The organism is Pseudomonas sp. GW823-FHT02F05, from assembly GCF_058797315.1.
On sequence record NZ_JBXAJM010000007.1, the window covers coordinates 39486 to 58001 of the forward strand.

Consider the following 18516-nt stretch of genomic DNA (forward strand, 5'->3'; position numbering starts at 1 on the left):
ATGTTTTACCGACAGGAATCGCGCTTCAATGTCGCGTTCTGTTGCACAATACCGTCCGGACCGTTTTCTTCAGGATTTTCAATGTCGACATCATTTCACTTGCGCAATCTCGGGTTGGCGCTGGTGCTGGCGGGCGCCGCGGGCTGCTCGTCACCCAAGACCGCTATCTATGAACATGAGAATTTCGACGATTCCGGTACGTTTTCCCGCGATTACCCGGTCAGCGATGTGGCGGCCTGTGAAGCTGCGCGCCGTGCCCTGCTGAGCCAGGGCTACATCATCACCAGCAGCGATCCGAAGTTGGTGGCCGGCAACAAGAGCTTCCAGCAGACCGGCGAGACCCACCTGCAGATCAGTTTCAATGTGGTGTGCGCTGCTGATGGCAAGGGCAGCAATCACTCGACGATGTTTGCCAACGCCTTGCAGGACCGCTATGCGCTGAAGAAGGTCAACAACTCCGCGAGCCTCGGTGTGGGCGTGCTGGGCTCGGTGTCGATGCCGATTGGCTCCACCGACGACTCGATGGTGAAGGTGGCAAGCGAGACCGTCTCGGCACCGAAGTTCTACGAGCGCTACTTTGCGTTGGTGGACGTGTTCCTGCCGCAGGAAGTAAAGCAGGCCGAGCATATCCCCGAGCAGCCCAAGGCCGACCTCGGCGTGCCCGAGCCCAAGACCGCTCCGGCAGCCGAGAAGGTCGAAGCGCCGAAGGATGTGCCTGTAGCGCCTGCCGCTGCAGAGCCGCTTGCGCCGCCACCTGAGGCTGCACCGATTGCACCGGTGACAGAGCCTGCTCCGGTTGCACCGGCGCCGACTGATCCGTCCTTGCCGGCGCCGACGGAAGCGATTCCACCGCTTCCGATGCCTGCGCAGTAACGCAATGCTGTTCTGATGTGGGAGCGGGCTTGCTCGCGAATACGGTGTAACAGTCGCCAAGTGTGTTCAATGACCCACCGCTTTCGCGAGCAAAGCCGCTCCCACATTTTGACCGAGGTTGCGGTTGAGTTAAATCAAGTGATCGCCGCTACGTTTAATCCTGAAGAGCAGGAATGTCACGGCGTCGACATTTTTTCGTCATGACGGCACTTTAGGCTGGGTTCGCAGGTCATTAATCTGCAACCGCTTTCAACACGAAAAGGAGTCCACCATGGACGATTACCAGGAAGAGCTGCTGGAGTATCAGGCATTCGAGCTAGACCCACTGGATCCTGCCGACGATGCCACCGAGCTGTAACACCGACTTCAGGCGGAGTGGCGCTGACTGCGGCGAAATTCCCCTGGGGTCTGGTTGTTCCAACGCCTGAAGGCCCTTTGGAAGGCTTGGGCCGAAGCAAAACCGAGCAAGTAGGCGATCTCGCCGAACGCCAGTTCCGTATCGCGAATGTAGGTCATGGCCAGGTCGCGACGGGTGTCATTGAGGATCGCGCGAAACTGCGTGCCTTCCTCGGCCAGTTTGCGCCGCAATGTCCAGGTTGGCAGCTTCAAGCGTGCCGCCACTTCCTCCAGGTCGGGTTCCCGGCCGCCATTGAGCATCGGCCCGAGCAACCGGGTAATGCGCTCGCGCAGGCTGCGGGTGCGGGTCAACTGCTCTAATTCCCTTTCACACAGCTGTAGCAACAGGTGCCAGGTGCTTGGGCAATGCTGCGGGTTGCGCAGCGCCAGGGTGGGTTGGCTGAGGCGCAGTTGATTGACCTCGGCGCCGAAGTGGACCACGCCCTCTCCCAGCACCCTGTAGTGGTCGTGGTAGTCCGGCGCGTCGAATTCGATTTCAATGCGCTGGGCCTGCACCGGCTGTTGGGCCAGGCCAGACAATTGCTGCAGCCAGCCGGCGATGATCGAATCCACCACAAAGCGGTTATAGGTGTTGTAGGGGCTGATGGAATAAAACCTCAGCCACGCGCCTTCGGCGTCTTCATGAAAGCTTGATTGCCCGCGATAGTTGGAGCCGTACAGTGCTTCAAAGCGTGTGAGCGTGCGTGCCGCTTCGCGCACGGTGGGCGCTTGGGCGGCAGTAACGCCGGCAAGACCAGCCTGGCTCAAGCGGCTGAGCTGGCCCATACGCAGACCCAGGCCGGGGTTGCCGGTCAGTTGGATGGCCGCGTGGCCCAGGCGCATGTAGCGCGGGATCGACAAGCGTGCGCCGGCCTCAGCCAGGCGAGCTGGATCGAGGCCGTATTGCAGCAGCAGGGGCTGTGGGTCCAGGCCGTGGCTGTGGATGGCGTCGGCCAGGGTGTGCACGAAGCCCACCGACAGATCCCCCAGGCGCACCGGCTTCACGGCGCTACAGCCAGATATTCAGCAGGCGCGCACCATGGGCGTCGCCATCGGCGAAGACTTGCCCATTGCGACTGAGAAAACTTTGGCCGGCGCTGCCCAGGTCCCAGAATTGTCCGCGCAGAAAGACGCTCATGCCCGCGGTGGCTTCGCTGACAGGCGGCTGGCTGATCAGGGTAAGGCGACGCCAGGCCGCGCCCTCACTGGTTTCTTCAGGCTTGAGGCTCACTTCTGAGGGCGTAGACACACTCTTGAAACCGCGCCACGGACGGTCCCAGGTATCGCGGCCGGTGACAAAAGCGGGTACCGCGATCAATTGCGCGCCTTGCTCGTTGAGCTTGCGGTAGTTGTCCGGGTACCAGCTGTCGCTGCCGACCAGAATGCCCAGGCGCCCGGCGGGGGTATCGACAACGTTGACGACATGCTCATCGCCAGGTTCTATAAAGCCACGTTCATCGTAGATCGGGTAAAGCTGGCGCTGCGGCTGGCCCAGCGGCAAGCCGTCGGCGGCGAACACCACGCTGGCGTTGTACAGCGCGCCGTGGCCGATCTCCAGTTGCCCCTGGATCACGCTCGGGTTGGGCAGGGCGATGGAACCGGCCACCAGGGTCACGCCAAATTCTTTGGCGAGGCCGCCAAACAACACTTGATAGTCGCGGGCCATTGCCGGGGCTTTCATGCGCAGGTACGCATCGTCCATGCGGTTGTCGCCAGTGGCGCTGATCCAGGCTTTGGCAAATTGCAGCGGGTTGCTGATCGACAGCCAGTTCATGGCGTCCTTGAGGTGAGCGGCCTGGTACAGCTCATTCTTTTCTCCGCCGAGCATCAGCCAAGTGCCGATATGTTCCGGCAGCACCACAACGGTCTTGGCATTGATCAGCCCAAGGTCCCGGGCATTTTGCAGGTAGGCGGACAGCTTCAGATGCAGGCGTTCCAGGCTCTGGTAATCGGCAGGGAACAGTTCCGGCTGGATACCCAGCAGGTTGCCCCGGTCGGCTGGTTCGCCCTCGTTGACGGCGAGGGTGATGCGCAGGTCGGACAGGTAATGCGCCACGGGGCGCTCCTGGGTCCAGACCAGATACGCGGCGAGTGAGGCAACCAGGGCCATGATGACGGTGAACGCTAGAAGTTTACGCATGGGGCAACAGACAACAGACCAGGTGCAGGGTTCGCGACTAGGGTAGGGCCCATGGCGTGGCTTGCCAAGGGGCGCTGTGCATTTGGATCAATAACTTGTCAGTTTCAGTCATTGAGCCGTGGTCCACCGCCTCTTAGTCTGTGGGACATAAACCGATGGCACGCCGTTCGAGTGCGCCACGTCCCGTGATGATCCGTTGTGGAGCTGTACCATGACCGCTGCTGCCTACCCGCACCTGCTGGCCCCGTTGGACCTGGGTTTCACCACCTTGCGCAACCGTACCCTGATGGGTTCGATGCACACCGGCCTGGAAGAAAAGCCCGGCGGTTTCGAGCGTATGGCGGCCTATTTTGCCGAGCGCGCCCGTGGCGGCGTAGGCCTGATGGTCACTGGCGGCATTGGCCCCAATGATGAAGGCGGCGTGTACGCCGGTGCAGCCAAGCTGACCACCGAAGAAGAGGCGAGCAAGCACAAGATCGTTACCCAAGCCGTGCACGACGCGGGTGGCAAGATCTGCATGCAGATCCTCCACGCCGGGCGTTACGCCTACAGCCCCAAGCAGGTGGCTCCGAGCGCTATCCAGGCGCCGATCAACCCGTTCAAACCCAAGGAACTGGATGAAGAGGGCATCGAAAAGCAGATCCAGGATTTTGTCACCTGCTCGCTGCTGGCCCAGGTCGCCGAGTATGACGGCGTCGAAATCATGGGCTCCGAAGGCTACTTCATTAACCAGTTCCTCGCTGCCCATACCAACCATCGCACCGACCGTTGGGGCGGCAGCTTTGAAAATCGCATGCGTCTGGCGGTGGAAATCGTGCGCCGCGTACGCGAAGCCGTAGGCCCGAACTTCATTATCATCTTCCGCCTGTCGATGCTCGACCTGGTGGAAGGCGGCAGTGTCTGGGAAGAGATCGTGCAGTTGGCCAAGGCCATCGAACAGGCCGGCGCGACGATCATCAACACCGGTATCGGCTGGCACGAAGCACGTATCCCGACCATCGCCACCAAGGTACCCCGTGGTGCGTTCAGTAAAGTCACGGCCAAATTGCGCGGTTCGGTACAGATTCCGCTGATCACCACCAACCGCATCAACACCCCGGAAATTGCTGAGCAGATCCTGGCCGAAGGCGACGCCGATATGGTCTCGATGGCGCGGCCGTTTCTCGCCGACCCCGAGTTCGTCAACAAGGCCGCCGCCGGGCGCGCCGATGAGATCAATACCTGTATCGGCTGCAACCAGGCATGCCTGGACCATACCTTTGGCGGCAAGCTCACCACCTGCCTGGTCAACCCGCGGGCGTGCTACGAAACCGAGCTCAATTACTTGCCGGTCAAGCAGATCAAAAAGGTCGCGGTCGTCGGCGCAGGCCCTGCGGGTTTGGCCGCGGCTACCGTGGCCGCAGAGCGCGGGCATCACGTGACCTTGTTCGACTCCGCCAGCGAGATCGGCGGCCAGTTCAATATCGCCAAGCGCGTGCCGGGCAAGGAAGAGTTCTTCGAGACCCTGCGTTATTTCAAACGCAAATTGCAGACCACCCACGTCGAGCTGTGCCTCAACACCCGTGTCGACGTTGCGCAACTGGTAGCGGGCGGTTATGACGAAGTGATCCTGGCCACCGGCATCGCACCGCGTACCCCGGCGATTCCCGGTGTCGACAACGCCAAGGTCCTGAGTTACCTGGACGTGATCCTCGAGCGCAAGCCGGTGGGCAAGCGCGTGGCGGTGATCGGCGCCGGCGGCATCGGTTTTGACGTGTCTGAATTCCTCGTGCACCAAGGCGTCTCCACCAGCCTGGATCGTGAGGCGTTCTGGAAAGAATGGGGCATCGACACTCAGCTGCAAGCCCGTGGTGGCGTGGCCGGGATCAAACCCGAGCGCCACGCGCCGGCCCGTGAAGTGTTCCTGCTGCAACGCAAGGCTTCCAAAGTGGGCGATGGCCTGGGCAAGACCACGGGCTGGATCCACCGCACCGGTTTGAAGAACAAGCAGGTGCAGATGCTCAACAGCGTCGAGTACTTGAAGATCGACGATGAAGGCTTGCATATCCGCATCGGCGCCGAGGGCGAGCCGCAAGTCCTGGCGGTGGACACTATCGTCATCTGTGCCGGCCAGGACCCGCTGCGCGAATTGCACGACGGCCTGGTCGCCGCCGGCCAGAACGTGCACCTGATCGGTGGCGCCGATGTGGCGGCCGAACTGGACGCCAAGCGCGCCATCAACCAGGGCTCGCGCCTGGCTGCAGAGCTGTAAGACGACGAGAGGGGCGGTGTTAGACTACCGCCCCTTTTTCATTCAGATACCTGCCAATGGGCCCTTTCGATTGGCTGCCTTATGCGCCCCTTGAACCTTTGCAGCTGGATTGGCTGAACGGTGTCGAGCTGGCCGTGCTGCGCCTGGACCGTATCGATCCGCTTATCAGCGGCAACAAGTGGTTCAAGCTCACCGAGCACCTGGCCCAGGCCCGACACGCTGGAGCCACCGGGGTGATGAGTCTCGGCGGTGCGTACTCCAACCATTTGCATGCGCTGGCGGCGGCGGGCAAGCGCTTTGGTTTTTCCACGGTCGGCCTGCTGCGGGGCCATCCTCAAGACACCCCCACGGTTCTCGACCTCAAAGCGTTTGGCATGCAGCTGCATTGGCTCGGTTATGGCGGTTATAGGGCGCGGCATGAAGCGGGTTTCTGGTTGCCTTGGCGCGAGCAGTATCCTGGCTTTCATCCGATACCCGAAGGCGGCGGTGGGCTGGCCGGCGCGCAGGGCTGTGGCGTGTTGGTCGAGCAGGCGCGGGCGCAACTGGACAGCCTCGGTTGGAGCGATTACGACGCCTGGTGGTTGGCGGCGGGTACCGGCACGACACTGGCCGGGCTGGCACTGGCGGAGGCGGGCGCGCATCCGGTATATGGCGCCATGGCGGTGCCGGATGACCACGGTGTGGCGCAGAACGTGAGTGCCATCGTGCAGGACGGTTATACATTGCTGGACGCCAGTCGCGGCGGCTTTGCCAAAGCCGATCCACTGTTGCTCGACTTCATTCAGCGCACCGAACAAGCGTGCGGTCTACCGCTGGAACCGCTTTACACCGGCAAGGCGCTGCTGGCGTTGAAACAGCAGATCGAGGCCGGACGCTTTGCCCCCGGCATGCGCCTGATCTTCATCCATACCGGCGGCCTGCAAGGCCGCCGAGGCTTCAGCGACTGGCGCAAACCCCTTGTGGGAGCTGGCTTGCCTGCGAAAGCGGTCTTGCAGTAAGAGGCACTGTGACTGACACACCGCCTTCGCGGGCAAGCCCGCTCCCACAGGGGAGCTAATTGGCTGGGTTAAAGCCTCCTCCCACCCGGCATCATGCGCAGCGCCGTGTTATCGCGCATCACGTAATGATGAAAGATCCCCGCCACCGCGTGCAGCCCGATCAGCCAGTACCCGATCTGGCCAAACAGCACATGCCAGCCTTCAATCTCCTTGGCCAGTGCCTTGTTTTCCCCAATCAACGGCGGCAACTCCATCCCATAGAACATCACCGAGTGCCCTTCGGCGCTGACGATCAACCAGCCGGCAATCGGCATGCCGATCATCAACGCGTACAACGCAGCGTGCATCAGTGTCGCCAGCAGGCTTTGCCATTGCGGCGGTGCCGGCACGATCTTCGGCGCCACCCCCAGGCTGCGTGCGAACAGGCGCAGCCATACCAGCACAAACACGGTAAGGCCGAGCATAAAGTGCATTTCCACAATCAGCGTGCGTGCGCCGCTGCCTTTGGGGAATTGGCCGCGCAGTTCAATGCAGGCGTAGACCACCGCCAGCAGCACCACCATCAACCAGTGCAACGCAATCGACATGGTGCTGTAGCGTGTATCGGAATTTTTCCACGGCATCGCTGTGTTCCTCACTCATCAGGGCATACCTCCATTCTTTAGCGATGGAGTGCATTAACTCTATGCCTGTTTTGAGCGCTGCGCTTGTTGCCAATGCCGTTGTCTTGACCTCGGTCAGTAGGCCTGCGGCATTTCCCCGCGGGCCAGGCGCTGGTTGATGTCACTGATGACCTGTGGCAGATCGGTGATGGTGTCAATCAGGTAGTGTGGGCGTGAAGCTTCGAACATCGCTTCGATGCGCTGGCGTTCGCTGGCCAGTGTGTCGGTGTCCAGGGCGCGGAACTGCTCGTAGGTCAGGCCCAGCGCGTTGCCCGAGCAGGTCAGGGCCACGGTCCACATGCCGGCACGGCGACCTTCGAGAATGCCCGGCACGGTGTCGTCGACCTTCACGCAGGCCGCCACATCATCAATGCCCAGGGCGATCACGTTGGCCAACGCCTGGGCCGGCCATGGTCGGCCGTTGGGCACTTCGTCAGTGGCCACGACGTGGTCGGCGACGTAGCCGTTGGTGGCGGCCAGGGCCACGACCTTGTCCATCACCTGCTTGGGGTAGCCAGAGCAGGAGCCGATCTTGATGCCTTGGCCGCGCAGCGCTGCAATGGTGTCGAGGGCGCCGGGGATCAGGGCCGAGTGTTCGGCGATCTTCTCGATCTGCAGCGGCATGAAGCGCTGGTAGATGGCGGTCACGTCGTCGTCGGTGGGCGTGCGGCCGAACGCCTTGCGGTAGCGTTCGGCAACCTGCGGCTGGTCGCAGAGCGTACGGATATGGTCCCACTTGCCCATGCCCATCGGGCCACGGGCTTCCTCGATCGACACCTGCACGTCGAACTCGGCGAAGGCCTCGACAAAAATCTGCGTGGGGGCGAAGGAGCCGAAATCGACCACGGTGCCAGCCCAGTCGAGGATAACGGCCTGGAGGGTGTTGGGGTTTTGATAGTTCATGGTTCAGATCCTGTGGGGTAATAACATTCATCTATGTAGGAGCTTGCTCGCGAAAAACATCCAGGCGCCGCGTTAACTCAGGATGCCCGCGTTTTCGTTAACACTCTTCGCGAGCAAGCTCGCTCCTGCACATTTCTTGCAGCACCTCGGCGATGGCCTTGACGGCTGCGCGCATGTCGGCCGCGTCGACATGACCGATGCAGCCCACGCGAAAGGTTTCCACCTGGGTCAATTTGCCCGGGTACAGAATGAAACCCCTGGCCTTGACCCGTTCGTAGAACGCTTTGAACTGATAGCGAGGATCGTCGGGGGCGTGGAAGGTGGCAATGATCGGCGCCTGGATAGCCGCCGGTAGAAAACTGCGCACGCCCAGTTCGGCCATGCCGTCCAGCAAGGCCTGGCAGTTATTTGCATAGCGCTGGTGACGGGCGGGCAGGCCGCCTTCCTCGGCGTACTGCAACAGCGCTTCATGCAGGGCGGCGACCACGTGGGTCGGCGGGGTGAAGCGCCACTGGCCGGTTTTGGTCATGTAGCTGTGCTGGTCGAACAGGTCCATCGCCAGGGAATGGCAGTTGCCCTGTGCCGCGGCCAGTGCGTGTTTTTCCGCAAAGACAAAGCCCATGCCCGGTACGCCTTCCAGGCATTTGCCCGAGGCGGCGATCAGCGCGTCGAAGGGGATTTCGCGGGCATCAATCGGTAGCGCGCCGAAGGAACTCATGGCGTCGATGATCAGGCGCTTGCCGTGGCGTTTGACCACCTCGGCGATCTGCGGCAACGGGTTGAGAATGCCGGTACTGGTTTCGCAATGGATCAGTGCGACATGGGTGATGGCGCTGTCGGCGTGCAACAGACGATCCACATCGGCGGCAGTGGTGGGCTCGTCTTCGGCGGTTTCAAAGGTGCTGAATGCGCGGCCAAGCACCTCGCAGATTTTCGCCAGGCGTTTGCCGTAGGCGCCGTTGATGAGCACCAGCACCTTGCCATTGCGGGGGACCAGGGTGCCGATCGCGGCTTCGACGGCGAAGGTGCCGCTGCCTTGCAACGGCACGCAGTGGTGGCTGTCGGCGCCGTTGAGGATCGCCAGCAGCTGCCTGCACACACTGGCTGTGAGCTGGTTGAAGCGGTCGTCCCACGAGCCCCAGTCCGTCATCATCGCCTGGCGGGTGCGGTTCGAGGTGGTCAGGGGGCCGGGGGTCAACAGGATCGGCGCGGCAGTGGGCATGTCAAATCCTCGCAAGGTGTTGGGGTTCAAGCTACGGCGCCTAAATTGCAGTTTGGCTTGTCATCAATCAAATTGTTTGTTGTTATGCGAGCTATCAGTGAGGCCGATAGCTATGAATCTGTTCCAACTGCGTGCATTCGATGCCGTGGCCCGTGAGGGCAGTTTTACCCGCGCGGCGGCTCGGCTGTTTATCAGCCAGCCGGCGGTGACCGGGCATATCAAGGCGCTTGAGGAGCACTACCAGATCCCGCTGTTGCGCCGCACCGCACGTCGGGTGGAATTGACCGAGGAGGGCGCACGCCTGGCGGCCATCACGCGGGCTATCTTCGGGTTGGTCGACGAGGCGCAAACCCTGCTGGAGGCCAACCGCCAGTTGCTCACCGGGCGCCTGGAAGTGGCGGCGGATGGCCCCCACCTGGTGATGCCGATGATCGCCAGCCTGCGTGCGCGCTACCCCGGCATTACCGTGAACCTGCGTTTGGGCAATGCCCAGGAAACCCTGGCGGCGTTGCTGTCCGAACATGCGGACGTGGCGGTGCTCACCGAGGTGGAACCGCGCAATGGCCTGCACTTGCAACCCTTGGACCAGTCACGGATTTGCGCCTTGGTGCCGGCCGCACACCCGTGGGCCAAGCAGCCCGACGGTATTGAATTGGCGCAGTTGCATGAGGTGATCATGGTGCTGCGCGAGCCCAGTTCCACCACCCGCCGCACCTTTGACGACGCCTGCCTGGCGGCGAATGTGCAGCCCAAAGTGCTGCTGGAACTGGACAGTCGGGAAGCTGTGAGCGAGGCGGTGGCGGCAGAGTTGGGCGTGGGCGTGGTGTCGTCGATGGAGGTCAGCCCGGACCCGCGTGTGCAGGCGGTGCCGATCCTCGGCGATGGCCTGATGAATCGGCATATGCTCGGCTGCATGGAGCGCCGTCGCTCGCTGCGCTTGATTCAGGCGTTTTTCGAGTTGGCGTGAAGGCTCTCACGCACAATCTCCAGAAAGGTCGCGACCACACGGCGTGAACTCTGCTCTTTCAGGCACACCAGGGTTTCTTTCATGCGTTGGGTGCAATCGCGGATCGGCATGGCGTACACCCGTGCATCGGCACCGAATTCTGCCGCCGACACCACGCCCACGCCAATCCCTACCACCACGGCTTCACGGGCGGCCTCGCGGCCTTCCACCTGGATCGCCGGACGAATGCGCAGGCCGGCCTGGCGCATTTCCTGCTCCAGGGTCTGGCGGGTGACCGAGCCGGTTTCCCGCAGTACCAGCGGGGTGTCATCGAGGTCGGCCAGGCAGATCGACTCGCGCCCGGCCCAGGCATGGTCCCGTGCGACAAAAGCCAGCAGTTGGTCGTCGGGCAGCGGCACTGACAACAGGCGCACATCATCGACATCGCGCCCCAACAGCGCCAGGTCGGCCTGGTAGTTGTAGAGGCGCGACAGTGACTCGTCGGTATTGCCCGTTTCGATTTTCACGCTGATCCCAGGGTAGCGCTGGCAGAAGCGTGCAATCTGCGGCAGGACGTGCACGGGCGCATCCACCGCCAGGGTGAGAGTTCCGGTGAGCAGGGCACGCGAATCCTGCAGCAATTCTTCGGCTTCGGCCTCGATCACAAACAGGCGCTGGGTGATACCCAGCAGGCGTTCACCCAGATCGGTCAGGCGCACCGAACGCTTGTTGCGGTGAAACAGCAATACGCCGAAGCGCTCTTCAAGTTTGCGCACCTGGTCGGAAATCGCAGGCTGGGTCAGGAACAGCCGTTCTGCAGCCCCGGTAAAACTGCCGTGAATGGCCACCGCATGGAAGGCTTTGAGCTGGGCATGGGAAACCGACATGGTACGTCCTCTTAAAACCTGAGCTTATATTTGAAATACGATAAATCGATTTTACCTATGAGTCAGCCATTGTTTTGATGCACCTCAGCCGCCGTAGGTTGAGTCCTACAACCACGGCGGCCATGGGCGCAGGCACATCGCACCCATCTGACCAATACCGCGCTATCCAAGGCCCGGCATTGCAGTGCTCAACCATAAGAACAACAGGCGTTTTCTTTCGATTCTGCCGGCACACTCACACCTGAGGTCAGAACCACCATGAATATCCCTATGGGTAGTATCAAGCGTTGGCGCGTGCAGATTTTCGCCATTACCTGGATGGCGTACGCCGCGTTCTATTTCACCCGCAAAGCCTTTTCGGTGGCAAAGCTGGGGATTGGCGACGACCCGAGTTTCCCCCTCGACAAAATGACGATGGCTAACCTGGATGGCCTCTATCTCGCAGCGTATGCGGTGGGCCAGTTCACCTGGGGCATGCTTGCAGACCGCTTCGGGCCACGGGTAGTGGTGCTCGGTGGCTTGTTGATTTCCGCAGGCGCGGCGCTGGTGATGGGCACCTGTGCCACTTTGCCGATTTTTGTCACCTGCATGTTGGTACAGGGCTTGGCCCAGTCCACTGGCTGGTCGGGGTTGTGCAAGAACCTCGGTAGTTTCTTCCCGGCCCAGCAGCGGGGGCGGGTGCTGGGGCTGTGGAGTTCGTGTTATGCATTTGGCGGGTTGGTCGCGTCACCGTTTGCCGGTTGGTGGGCTTATACGCTGATCGGCAGTTGGCATGCGGCGTTTATTTCCAGCGCCGCAGTGGTCGCGGTGGTGGCCGTGCTCTTCTTTATGTTCCAGCGCAATACCCCGCAGGATGTGGGCTTGCCGGCAGTCGAGCCCGAGCCGGTGCTGAGCGCCGAGCAGTTGGCCGCCGAACAGCGCGTGAGCGTACTCGAACCCCTGCGCGCGATCCTGCGCAACCGTACGGTGTTGACCCTGGGGCTGGCTTACTTCCTGCTCAAGCCGGCGCGCTACGCGATTCTGTTGTGGGGGCCGGTGATCGTCTACGAGCAGATGCCGTCGGTGGGCAAGGTCGGCGCCGCCATCGTGCCCACCGCGTTTGAGCTGGCCGGTTTATTGGGGCCGGTGTTGATCGGCCTGGCCTCCGACAAACTGTTCGGTGCTCGGCGCATGCCCGCCTGCGTGCTCAGCCTGTTGGCGCTGACGGTTGCCCTGGCGTTGTTTATGGGCGCGCTGCACACCGGCAGTGTGGTGCTGGTGATGACGTTGCTGTTTGTCATGGGGCTGACGCTGTATGGGCCGGACTCGATGATCAGCAGCACGGCGGCCATCGACTTCGGCACCGCCAAGGCCGGCGCTACCGCTGCGGGCTTTGTCAACGGCTGCGGTTCGGTGGGGGCGATCCTGGGTGGTTTGCTGCCAGGCTATTTCGATACCGTTACGGTATTTATTGTGTTTGCCGGTGCGGCACTGTTTTCGTCGCTGGTGCTGATGCCCTACTGGAATGCCAGGCCCGCCGTACTGGCCCAGGCCGGGGATTTTGTGCCGGACCGCAATGCGGTGATCAAACCCTTGCGCACCTGAGTACCCTGGCCGGTTTTTTGGTGGAACGAAGCGTTCTCGCGCTATAAACTCTGCCCCCAAAGCGCCGGCCAGTAGACGTTTCGGCGCGATGGAAATAAGAGAGTGAGTCATGGGCGCACAGTGGAAAGTCAAACATAAAGAAGCGGCAGCCAATGCCAAGGGCAAGATTTTCGGCAAGCTGGTGAAAGAAATCACCATCGCCGCCCGCAACGGCGCCGATACCGCGACCAACGCGCACCTGCGCCTGGTGGTGGAGCAGGCCAAAAAGGCCTCGATGCCCAAGGAAACCCTGGACCGCGCGATCAAAAAGGGCGCCGGTCTGCTCGGTGAGACCGTGCAATACCACCGCGTGACCTACGAAGGTTTTGCGCCGCACCAGGTGCCTTTGATCGTCGAGTGCGTGACCGACAATATCAACCGCACCGTGGCGGAAATCCGCGTGGCCTTCCGCAAGGGCCAACTGGGCGCTTCCGGTTCGGTGGCCTGGGATTTCAACCATGTGGGCCTGATCGAAGCATCACCGGACACGCCAGACGCCGATCCAGAAATGGCCGCCATCGAAGCCGGCGCCCAGGACTTTGAAGAGGGTGAAGAAGGCGCCACCTTGTTCATTACCGAAACCACCGACCTGGATGCCGTGCAGAAAGCCTTGCCGGAGCAGGGTTTTACCGTGCTGTCGGCCAAGCTGGGCTATATCTCCAAGAACCCGGTCAGCGGTTTGACCGATGAGCAGATGGCTGAAGTCGAGGCGTTCCTGGAAGGCCTGGACAACCATGATGATGTGCAGGATATGTTTGTCGGCCTGGCGGGCTGATTTCTATCTGAGTACACGCGGTTAATATGTGGGAGCGGGCTTGCTCGCGAATGCTGTGTGACAGTCAACAGATGTATTGGCTGTTCCACCGCATTCGCGAGCAAGCCCGCTCCCACATTAGTTCAGGGGTGCTGCAGAGATTCCAGCAGGGCCTCGATTTCCTCAAAGCCTGGTCGGGCCAGTACATCCGGCTGACAGCAACGCTCGCACAGTTCGCACAGCATCTTGTCAATGGCTTGTGCCTCAACCCGCTCCAACAACTCCCCCAGCAGCACCCCGAACGCCCGCACTTCAATACGCTGCAACGCACGTGTTTCCAGGGTGTCCGCCGTGGCATGGAATGACGCCGCGCCAAAGTCTCCGAGCAAGCAATCACCCGCTGCGTTCCACAAAATATTGTGACCATACAGGTCACCATGGGTAATGCCGTGCCGATGCAGGTGCGCCGCCACCGAAGCAACGCCCCGCGCCATGCGCAGTGCCACGTCCAGGCTGAAACGGATGGTGGGTTCGTAGACATCCCGCGTGCACGACGCCAGGCTCGGCAGGGCTGCGAGGTTGCGGTAACTCGGGTCGATCAGCTCCATCACCAGCGCGGCCTGGTTGTCGGGGTGGCCGATGACGCGTCCTTCAACCTTGATCAGGTTGGGATGCAGCCCGGCAGCGATGCAGGCTTGCATTTCATGCAGCGGTGAACCGTCGCTGGTGATGGTGCCCTTGTACAGCTTGACCGCGACTGGCAACGCATGGGGTTTCCACAGCGCCTTGCGAATAATCCCCGAAGCGCCTTCGCCCAGGACGTCGCCCATTTCCAGTTCCTGCCAGGCGATGTTCGGCGTCGCCTCGTCAGCGCTTACCTGCACGGCCATTTCCACCGGATTGCCGGCATAGGCCAGCCAGGTCAGGCTCGGCAGGGTCAGCAGCCACTGCGGCAGGTGGGTGAGGCGGTTGGAGGCGATGCGGATCAACGCCAGGTTTTGGCACTGGGCCAGGCTTGGCGGCAGGTCGGTCAACTGGTTACCGGCCAGCATCAGCTTTTGCAGCAAGGGGCGTTCGCCCAGTTCATCGGGCAATTGGCTGATGCAGTTGTCGGTGAGGATTAGCCAGCGCAACTGTGGCGGCAGGGCGGCAGCGGCTACCTGGCTGATCTGGTTGGCCTTGAAGCCGATCATGCTCAGCTTGGCGCACTGGCCCAGGCATTGCGGCAGTTCGGTAAAGGCGTTGTCCGAACAGAACAGCACACGCAGGTTCGTCAGGCGGTGCAGGTCGTCGGGCAGGCTGCTCAGGGCGTTGCCGGTGAGGTTGAGGATTTCCAGCGAGTCGGCCAGTTCGAAGATTTCCCGGGGGAACTCGGTCAGCCCGCAGGCCAGGTCCAGGCGCGTAACGCCAGCCAATTGGCCAGCCTTGAGTTGGGCGAGGGTATTCATGCAGGGCGCAGTGCTCGGAAGGAGGCGTAAAAGGCGCTCATGATAGCGGCTCGGGCGCGGGTTGCGGGCAGCGCGTGTGCAATTGGCGCAGGCGGCTGGCGGTGCGGGCGAGGTCGATGGCCTGGCCTTCCAGGCATTTATCCAGGGGCTGGTGACCGATAAGTGTCAGTTGCTTGTCCTGGTCGTAGAGCACGTCTACCAGGTTGATAAAGCGCTGTTGCACGGCGATGGGGCATTCGGCCAGATGCGGCAGGCCGTCGATGATCCAGTGGTCGAAGTCCCGGCACAACAACAGGTAATCCATGACCGCCGTGAGCTGTTCGCACAGGTCGTTGAAGGTAAATGCGATGGTTCGTGCCTGAAGGCCTCGGCACTGTAACTGACGAGTGCCGACCTTCAGGGTTTGCGCCGGGCAATCTGTGGCAGGCAGGCCCAGGCTTTCACGCTGGCCTGTTGTACCTGGCCATACATACTGGCCGCCCGTGAAGCGTTGTTGGGCGTGGGCCTGAGCCAGGCTGCGAAAGTCCTGAGGCGCACTGACTTCCAGCACCTCCATGCGCGCGGCGATCAGCTCGATCACCGGCTTGAAACGCTCGTGGTACAGCGGGTTGGGCAGCAATCCTTCGGGTGGGTAGTTGGAGGTCACCAGCACCAGCACGCTGCGCTGGAACAGGGCCTTGAACAGGCGGCTGATGAGCATCGCATCGCCGATATCCTGCACATGGAATTCGTCGAAACACAGCACTCGGCAGCCGGTCAGCAGCTCGTCCAGAGTGGCGCCCAGGGCATCGTCATGCTCGCGGTGCAGGAACATGCCCTGGTGCAGCCGGGCGAAGAAGGTGTGGAAATGCACGCGTTGCTTCTCGGCGATGGGCAGTGCCTGGAAAAATCCATCCAGCAGCCAGCTTTTGCCACGCCCCACCGGGCCATGCAGGTACAGGCTGCGCGTGGCCTGGCCGTTGAGCAGGTGTTGTGCCTCGCGATTCAGGGCGGTAATCGCCCGGATTTGCCCGTCACTGAGGGTATAGCCCTGTTGTTCGGCCTTTTTTTGAAAATACGCCGGGATAGGCGAGGCGTCCGAGGCGTCGGTTTTTTTACCCAGCAGACGCTGGAGCAGGGCAAGCACGGCCAAGAATAATCACTCTGTATTGCGGTGGTCGTTCACTGTAGGACGCTCGATGCCATTTGACCAATAGGAAAGGGCCCCAAGCCATGCAAACTGGCACTTTCGCGTTAACTGGCTAACCTCATACACAGTTGTCACCCCTGTATAAGGAATTGGGGCTGTGAAGGGACCGGCGGTATTGGCTGTCATGGGCACGATGCTCTGCAACACGGTGTTTGCTGCGCAACTCCAGGTGGAGGTGCGCATCGACGTGCAGCGGGGTTGCCAGTTGGTGGGTACCACCCGTAGTGCAGGCATCGAGCAACTTGGCGTATTGGATTTCGGCAGCGGCCCGCGTCTGGATGACCCGGCCGGCCCCCTGAGTGCGGCCCTGATCAGCCAACGCCAGCCGCGCCTGGAATGTAACCCCGACACGCCTTACCAAGTGCGCGTTGATGGCGGCCTGCATGGCGGCGTCGGCGAAGTACGTTATCTCGCCAATCCGGCGCCCTCCAGTCGGCCCATCCCCTATCGAATCTATGCCGACGCCGCGCGGCTGATCCCCTTGCCAGTGGACGTGCCCATCAGTGGCCGCGTGCCGGACACCGGCTCTGTCGACCTGCCACTGTATGGCCGCATCGAACCGCTCAAAGGCATTCCCGCTGTCGGCCGTTATTCCGACCTGCTCAAGGTCACGGTCACATGGTAAGCCGCTACCTGGCTGTGACGGCTCTGGGCGGTCTGCTGTTGCTGGCGGATGACGCGCAGGCGGCGGTGGTCAACGGCCAGGTCCACGCGCGTTTGGTGATCACCGCCAGTTGCGAAGTGAGCAAAGACGTGGAAACCGCGCCGGTCACACCTGAGGGCGGCACGGCGCTAATGGATTTCGGCAGCCAGGGGCCGACCTGGAGCAACACGCTGGGCGCGTCGATTTCCGATGCCGACAAGGCGCCGCTGTCGGTGTCCTGCAACCCCTCGGTGGTCAGCAGTTTCACGGTGACCATCGACGGCGGCGCTAATGGCGACGGCACCACGCGGCGCCTGAGCAATGGCCGCCAGACCATTCCTTATCGACTGTCGGCTGATGCTCAGGGGCGCAGTGCCTACAGGATCGGCCAGCAACGCAATTTCGTCGTGACCCAGGGCACCCAGGTACCGATCCCGGTATTCGGTTCCGTGGTGGCGAATACCAGGGCCCTACCGGCCGGCATCTACACAGACACCCTGACGGTGACTCTGGATTGGTAAACCATGAGGATGGATATCATGCATGTACTTGTATCGCGAATCGGCCTCTGTGCCCTGGGCCTGGGGCTGGCGTCCAGCCTGAACGCGGCGACCACGGTGACCGGGCAGATCAGTTCCAGCCTGACCTTGATCGCCAGTTGCCAGGTCAACGGCTCCGGGGCGGCCACCGGGCTGAATTTCGGTAGCTTGAACTTCGGTACCACCAACAGCCTGTTTACCAATGCCGACGCCCAGTTGCTCGGCGGCACCGGTACCGGCGGCGCGTTGTCGATCCTGTGTTCGGCTGGCACCGCGCCAACGATCAAGGTGCGTGCCGGCGCCCACGATGGTGCTTCCCCCGGTGGTACTCGTGCGCTGGCCGATGGCGTGGGTAACTTCGTGCCTTACGATTTCTACACTGACAGCGGGCGTTCAGCGCTGTTGGCGATTGACGGCGTGGTGACCCTCGCCACCAGTACCGGCGTGGCGCAGACCGTCAGCCTTTACGGCCGGGCGGTGGGCAAAGCGGGCCTGCCGGCGGGCACCTACACCGACACCGTGGCCGTGGAACTGACGTTCTAACGATGTGGCCCAGGGTGTTGCTCGCCATCGGCCTGGCGATACCGTTGCCGCTGTCGGCGGTGGTCAACCAGAGCTTCCAGGTGAGTGCGACCATCACGCCGGGCTGTCTGATCGTGGGCGGCGGCGCCAACTACGGCACCTTGGCCTACGGCAGCTATTCGGCCCTGGCCACCAGCACGGTCACAGCGGCTCTCACTGGCGGGGTAACCCTGCAATGCACGCCGGGCGTGGCCCTAAGCATGAGCGTGGATGGCGGCCTGTACAGCAGCACCGGACGCAATTTGCAGCTCAACAGTGGCAGCGCGCGGGTGGCTTACCAATTGTTTCGCGATGCGGCATTCAGCCAGAGCCTGGGCATCAACCAGAGCGTCAGCGTGACCTACAGCGATGCGAGCAATATCAGCCTGCCGATTTACGGGCGGGTGGTTTTACCGGGCAATCAGCCTGGGGGGACGTACAGCGACACGCTGCAGGTGCAGCTGACGTGGTAGGGCTAACG

At 62.0% G+C, this 18516-nt stretch carries 18 protein-coding genes; 10 read left to right on the forward strand and 8 right to left on the reverse strand.

Annotated elements, in window-relative coordinates; translation table 11 throughout:
* Nucleotides 1-81: 81 nt before the first annotated feature.
* Nucleotides 82-873, forward strand: a complete 792-nt coding sequence (locus AC1RAC_RS10495; RefSeq protein WP_034127943.1) for a DUF2242 domain-containing protein — start codon at nt 82-84, stop codon at nt 871-873.
* Nucleotides 874-1239: 366 nt separating this feature from the next.
* Here the strand turns inward: AC1RAC_RS10495 and AC1RAC_RS10500 are convergent, their stop codons facing one another.
* Nucleotides 1240-2274 carry an AraC family transcriptional regulator gene (locus tag AC1RAC_RS10500; protein WP_034127942.1) on the reverse strand — a complete coding sequence of 345 codons (1035 nt, stop codon included), beginning with the start codon at nt 2272-2274 and terminating at the stop codon, nt 1240-1242.
* A 4-nt stretch (nt 2275-2278) separates the two neighbouring features.
* Nucleotides 2279-3409, reverse strand: coding sequence for a carbon-nitrogen hydrolase family protein (locus AC1RAC_RS10505; protein ID WP_034127941.1), 1131 nt, complete (start codon nt 3407-3409; stop codon nt 2279-2281).
* Nucleotides 3410-3620: 211 nt separating this feature from the next.
* On the opposite strand from AC1RAC_RS10505, the gene AC1RAC_RS10510 reads away from it, so the two are divergent.
* Together AC1RAC_RS10510 and AC1RAC_RS10515 are read left to right on the forward strand one after the other, a co-directional pair.
* On the forward strand, nt 3621-5660 hold the full coding sequence (locus AC1RAC_RS10510; protein WP_492616553.1) for an oxidoreductase: 2040 nt from the start codon (nt 3621-3623) through the stop codon (nt 5658-5660).
* A 56-nt stretch (nt 5661-5716) separates the two neighbouring features.
* Nucleotides 5717-6658 carry a 1-aminocyclopropane-1-carboxylate deaminase/D-cysteine desulfhydrase gene (locus AC1RAC_RS10515; protein ID WP_072446098.1) on the forward strand — a complete coding sequence of 314 codons (942 nt, stop codon included), beginning with the start codon at nt 5717-5719 and terminating at the stop codon, nt 6656-6658.
* Nucleotides 6659-6726: 68 nt separating this feature from the next.
* Here the strand turns inward: AC1RAC_RS10515 and AC1RAC_RS10520 are convergent, their stop codons facing one another.
* The 3 genes from AC1RAC_RS10520 to AC1RAC_RS10530 form a co-directional block, all read right to left on the reverse strand.
* Nucleotides 6727-7281, reverse strand: coding sequence for a cytochrome b (locus AC1RAC_RS10520; RefSeq protein WP_072446094.1), 555 nt, complete (start codon nt 7279-7281; stop codon nt 6727-6729).
* A gap of 114 nt (nt 7282-7395) precedes the next feature.
* Complete coding sequence (phnX, locus tag AC1RAC_RS10525) at nt 7396-8223, reverse strand: phosphonoacetaldehyde hydrolase (protein WP_054917363.1); 828 nt, start codon at nt 8221-8223, stop codon at nt 7396-7398.
* 97 nt (nt 8224-8320) lie between these two features.
* The gene (locus tag AC1RAC_RS10530; RefSeq protein ID WP_252951094.1) at nt 8321-9445 is read right to left on the reverse strand and encodes a 2-aminoethylphosphonate--pyruvate transaminase; all 1125 of its coding nucleotides are present in this window, start codon (nt 9443-9445) and stop codon (nt 8321-8323) included.
* Between the two features lie 112 nt (nt 9446-9557).
* Between AC1RAC_RS10530 and AC1RAC_RS10535 the strand changes: the two genes are divergently transcribed.
* On the forward strand, nt 9558-10412 hold the full coding sequence (locus AC1RAC_RS10535) for a LysR substrate-binding domain-containing protein (protein WP_492616554.1): 855 nt from the start codon (nt 9558-9560) through the stop codon (nt 10410-10412).
* On the opposite strand, the gene AC1RAC_RS10540 is transcribed toward AC1RAC_RS10535, so the two are convergent.
* Nucleotides 10388-11278, reverse strand: coding sequence for a LysR substrate-binding domain-containing protein (locus tag AC1RAC_RS10540; RefSeq protein ID WP_034127935.1), 891 nt, complete (start codon nt 11276-11278; stop codon nt 10388-10390). The genes AC1RAC_RS10535 and AC1RAC_RS10540 overlap by 25 nt on opposite strands.
* A 258-nt stretch (nt 11279-11536) precedes the next feature.
* On the opposite strand from AC1RAC_RS10540, the gene AC1RAC_RS10545 reads away from it, so the two are divergent.
* Both AC1RAC_RS10545 and AC1RAC_RS10550 read left to right on the forward strand, forming a co-directional pair.
* Nucleotides 11537-12862, forward strand: coding sequence for an MFS transporter (locus tag AC1RAC_RS10545; RefSeq protein WP_492616555.1), 1326 nt, complete (start codon nt 11537-11539; stop codon nt 12860-12862).
* A gap of 109 nt (nt 12863-12971) precedes the next feature.
* The gene (locus AC1RAC_RS10550) at nt 12972-13676 is read left to right on the forward strand and encodes a YebC/PmpR family DNA-binding transcriptional regulator (protein ID WP_003192227.1); all 705 of its coding nucleotides are present in this window, start codon (nt 12972-12974) and stop codon (nt 13674-13676) included.
* Between the two features lie 122 nt (nt 13677-13798).
* On the opposite strand, the gene AC1RAC_RS10555 is transcribed toward AC1RAC_RS10550, so the two are convergent.
* Both AC1RAC_RS10555 and zapE read right to left on the reverse strand, forming a co-directional pair.
* Nucleotides 13799-15103: a protein kinase gene (locus AC1RAC_RS10555; RefSeq protein ID WP_492616556.1), complete on the reverse strand. Its 1305-nt coding sequence runs from the start codon at nt 15101-15103 to the stop codon at nt 13799-13801.
* Between the two features lie 37 nt (nt 15104-15140).
* Nucleotides 15141-16235, reverse strand: a complete 1095-nt coding sequence (gene zapE, locus AC1RAC_RS10560) for a cell division protein ZapE (protein ID WP_492616557.1) — start codon at nt 16233-16235, stop codon at nt 15141-15143.
* A 181-nt stretch (nt 16236-16416) separates the two neighbouring features.
* Between zapE and AC1RAC_RS10565 the strand changes: the two genes are divergently transcribed.
* The 4 genes from AC1RAC_RS10565 to AC1RAC_RS10580 are packed head-to-tail and all read left to right on the forward strand — an operon-like array spanning nt 16417 to nt 18508.
* Entirely contained in the window at nt 16417-16917 is a 501-nt protein-coding gene (locus tag AC1RAC_RS10565; protein ID WP_435406421.1) for a Csu type fimbrial protein, read from the forward strand.
* The gene (locus AC1RAC_RS10570) at nt 16911-17456 is read left to right on the forward strand and encodes a spore coat protein U domain-containing protein (protein WP_054917341.1); all 546 of its coding nucleotides are present in this window, start codon (nt 16911-16913) and stop codon (nt 17454-17456) included. The genes AC1RAC_RS10565 and AC1RAC_RS10570 overlap by 7 nt, the downstream gene beginning before the upstream one ends.
* Before the next feature lie 18 nt (nt 17457-17474).
* Nucleotides 17475-18017, forward strand: a complete 543-nt coding sequence (locus tag AC1RAC_RS10575) for a Csu type fimbrial protein (RefSeq protein ID WP_127880729.1) — start codon at nt 17475-17477, stop codon at nt 18015-18017.
* 2 nt (nt 18018-18019) lie between these two features.
* Nucleotides 18020-18508 carry a Csu type fimbrial protein gene (locus tag AC1RAC_RS10580; RefSeq protein ID WP_014718968.1) on the forward strand — a complete coding sequence of 163 codons (489 nt, stop codon included), beginning with the start codon at nt 18020-18022 and terminating at the stop codon, nt 18506-18508.
* Nucleotides 18509-18516: the final 8 nt, after the last annotated feature.

Bases quoted from the DNA above. Each gene is read 5' to 3' on its own strand.
- AC1RAC_RS10540 (WP_034127935.1), bottom strand. From the start codon at position 11,278: ATGTCGGTTTCCCATGCCCAGCTCAAAGCCTTCCATGCGGTGGCCATT.
- AC1RAC_RS10515 (WP_072446098.1), top strand. From the start codon at position 5,717: ATGGGCCCTTTCGATTGGCTGCCTTATGCGCCCCTTGAACCTTTGCAG.
- AC1RAC_RS10545 (WP_492616555.1), top strand. From the start codon at position 11,537: ATGAATATCCCTATGGGTAGTATCAAGCGTTGGCGCGTGCAGATTTTC.
- AC1RAC_RS10520 (WP_072446094.1), bottom strand. From the start codon at position 7,281: ATGCCGTGGAAAAATTCCGATACACGCTACAGCACCATGTCGATTGCG.
- AC1RAC_RS10580 (WP_014718968.1), top strand. From the start codon at position 18,020: ATGTGGCCCAGGGTGTTGCTCGCCATCGGCCTGGCGATACCGTTGCCG.
- AC1RAC_RS10570 (WP_054917341.1), top strand. From the start codon at position 16,911: ATGGTAAGCCGCTACCTGGCTGTGACGGCTCTGGGCGGTCTGCTGTTG.
- AC1RAC_RS10505 (WP_034127941.1), bottom strand. From the start codon at position 3,409: ATGCGTAAACTTCTAGCGTTCACCGTCATCATGGCCCTGGTTGCCTCA.
- AC1RAC_RS10550 (WP_003192227.1), top strand. From the start codon at position 12,972: ATGGGCGCACAGTGGAAAGTCAAACATAAAGAAGCGGCAGCCAATGCC.
- AC1RAC_RS10530 (WP_252951094.1), bottom strand. From the start codon at position 9,445: ATGCCCACTGCCGCGCCGATCCTGTTGACCCCCGGCCCCCTGACCACC.
- AC1RAC_RS10495 (WP_034127943.1), top strand. From the start codon at position 82: ATGTCGACATCATTTCACTTGCGCAATCTCGGGTTGGCGCTGGTGCTG.
- phnX (WP_054917363.1), bottom strand. From the start codon at position 8,223: ATGAACTATCAAAACCCCAACACCCTCCAGGCCGTTATCCTCGACTGG.
- AC1RAC_RS10565 (WP_435406421.1), top strand. From the start codon at position 16,417: ATGGGCACGATGCTCTGCAACACGGTGTTTGCTGCGCAACTCCAGGTG.
- AC1RAC_RS10575 (WP_127880729.1), top strand. From the start codon at position 17,475: ATGCATGTACTTGTATCGCGAATCGGCCTCTGTGCCCTGGGCCTGGGG.
- AC1RAC_RS10555 (WP_492616556.1), bottom strand. From the start codon at position 15,103: ATGAATACCCTCGCCCAACTCAAGGCTGGCCAATTGGCTGGCGTTACG.
- AC1RAC_RS10535 (WP_492616554.1), top strand. From the start codon at position 9,558: ATGAATCTGTTCCAACTGCGTGCATTCGATGCCGTGGCCCGTGAGGGC.
- AC1RAC_RS10510 (WP_492616553.1), top strand. From the start codon at position 3,621: ATGACCGCTGCTGCCTACCCGCACCTGCTGGCCCCGTTGGACCTGGGT.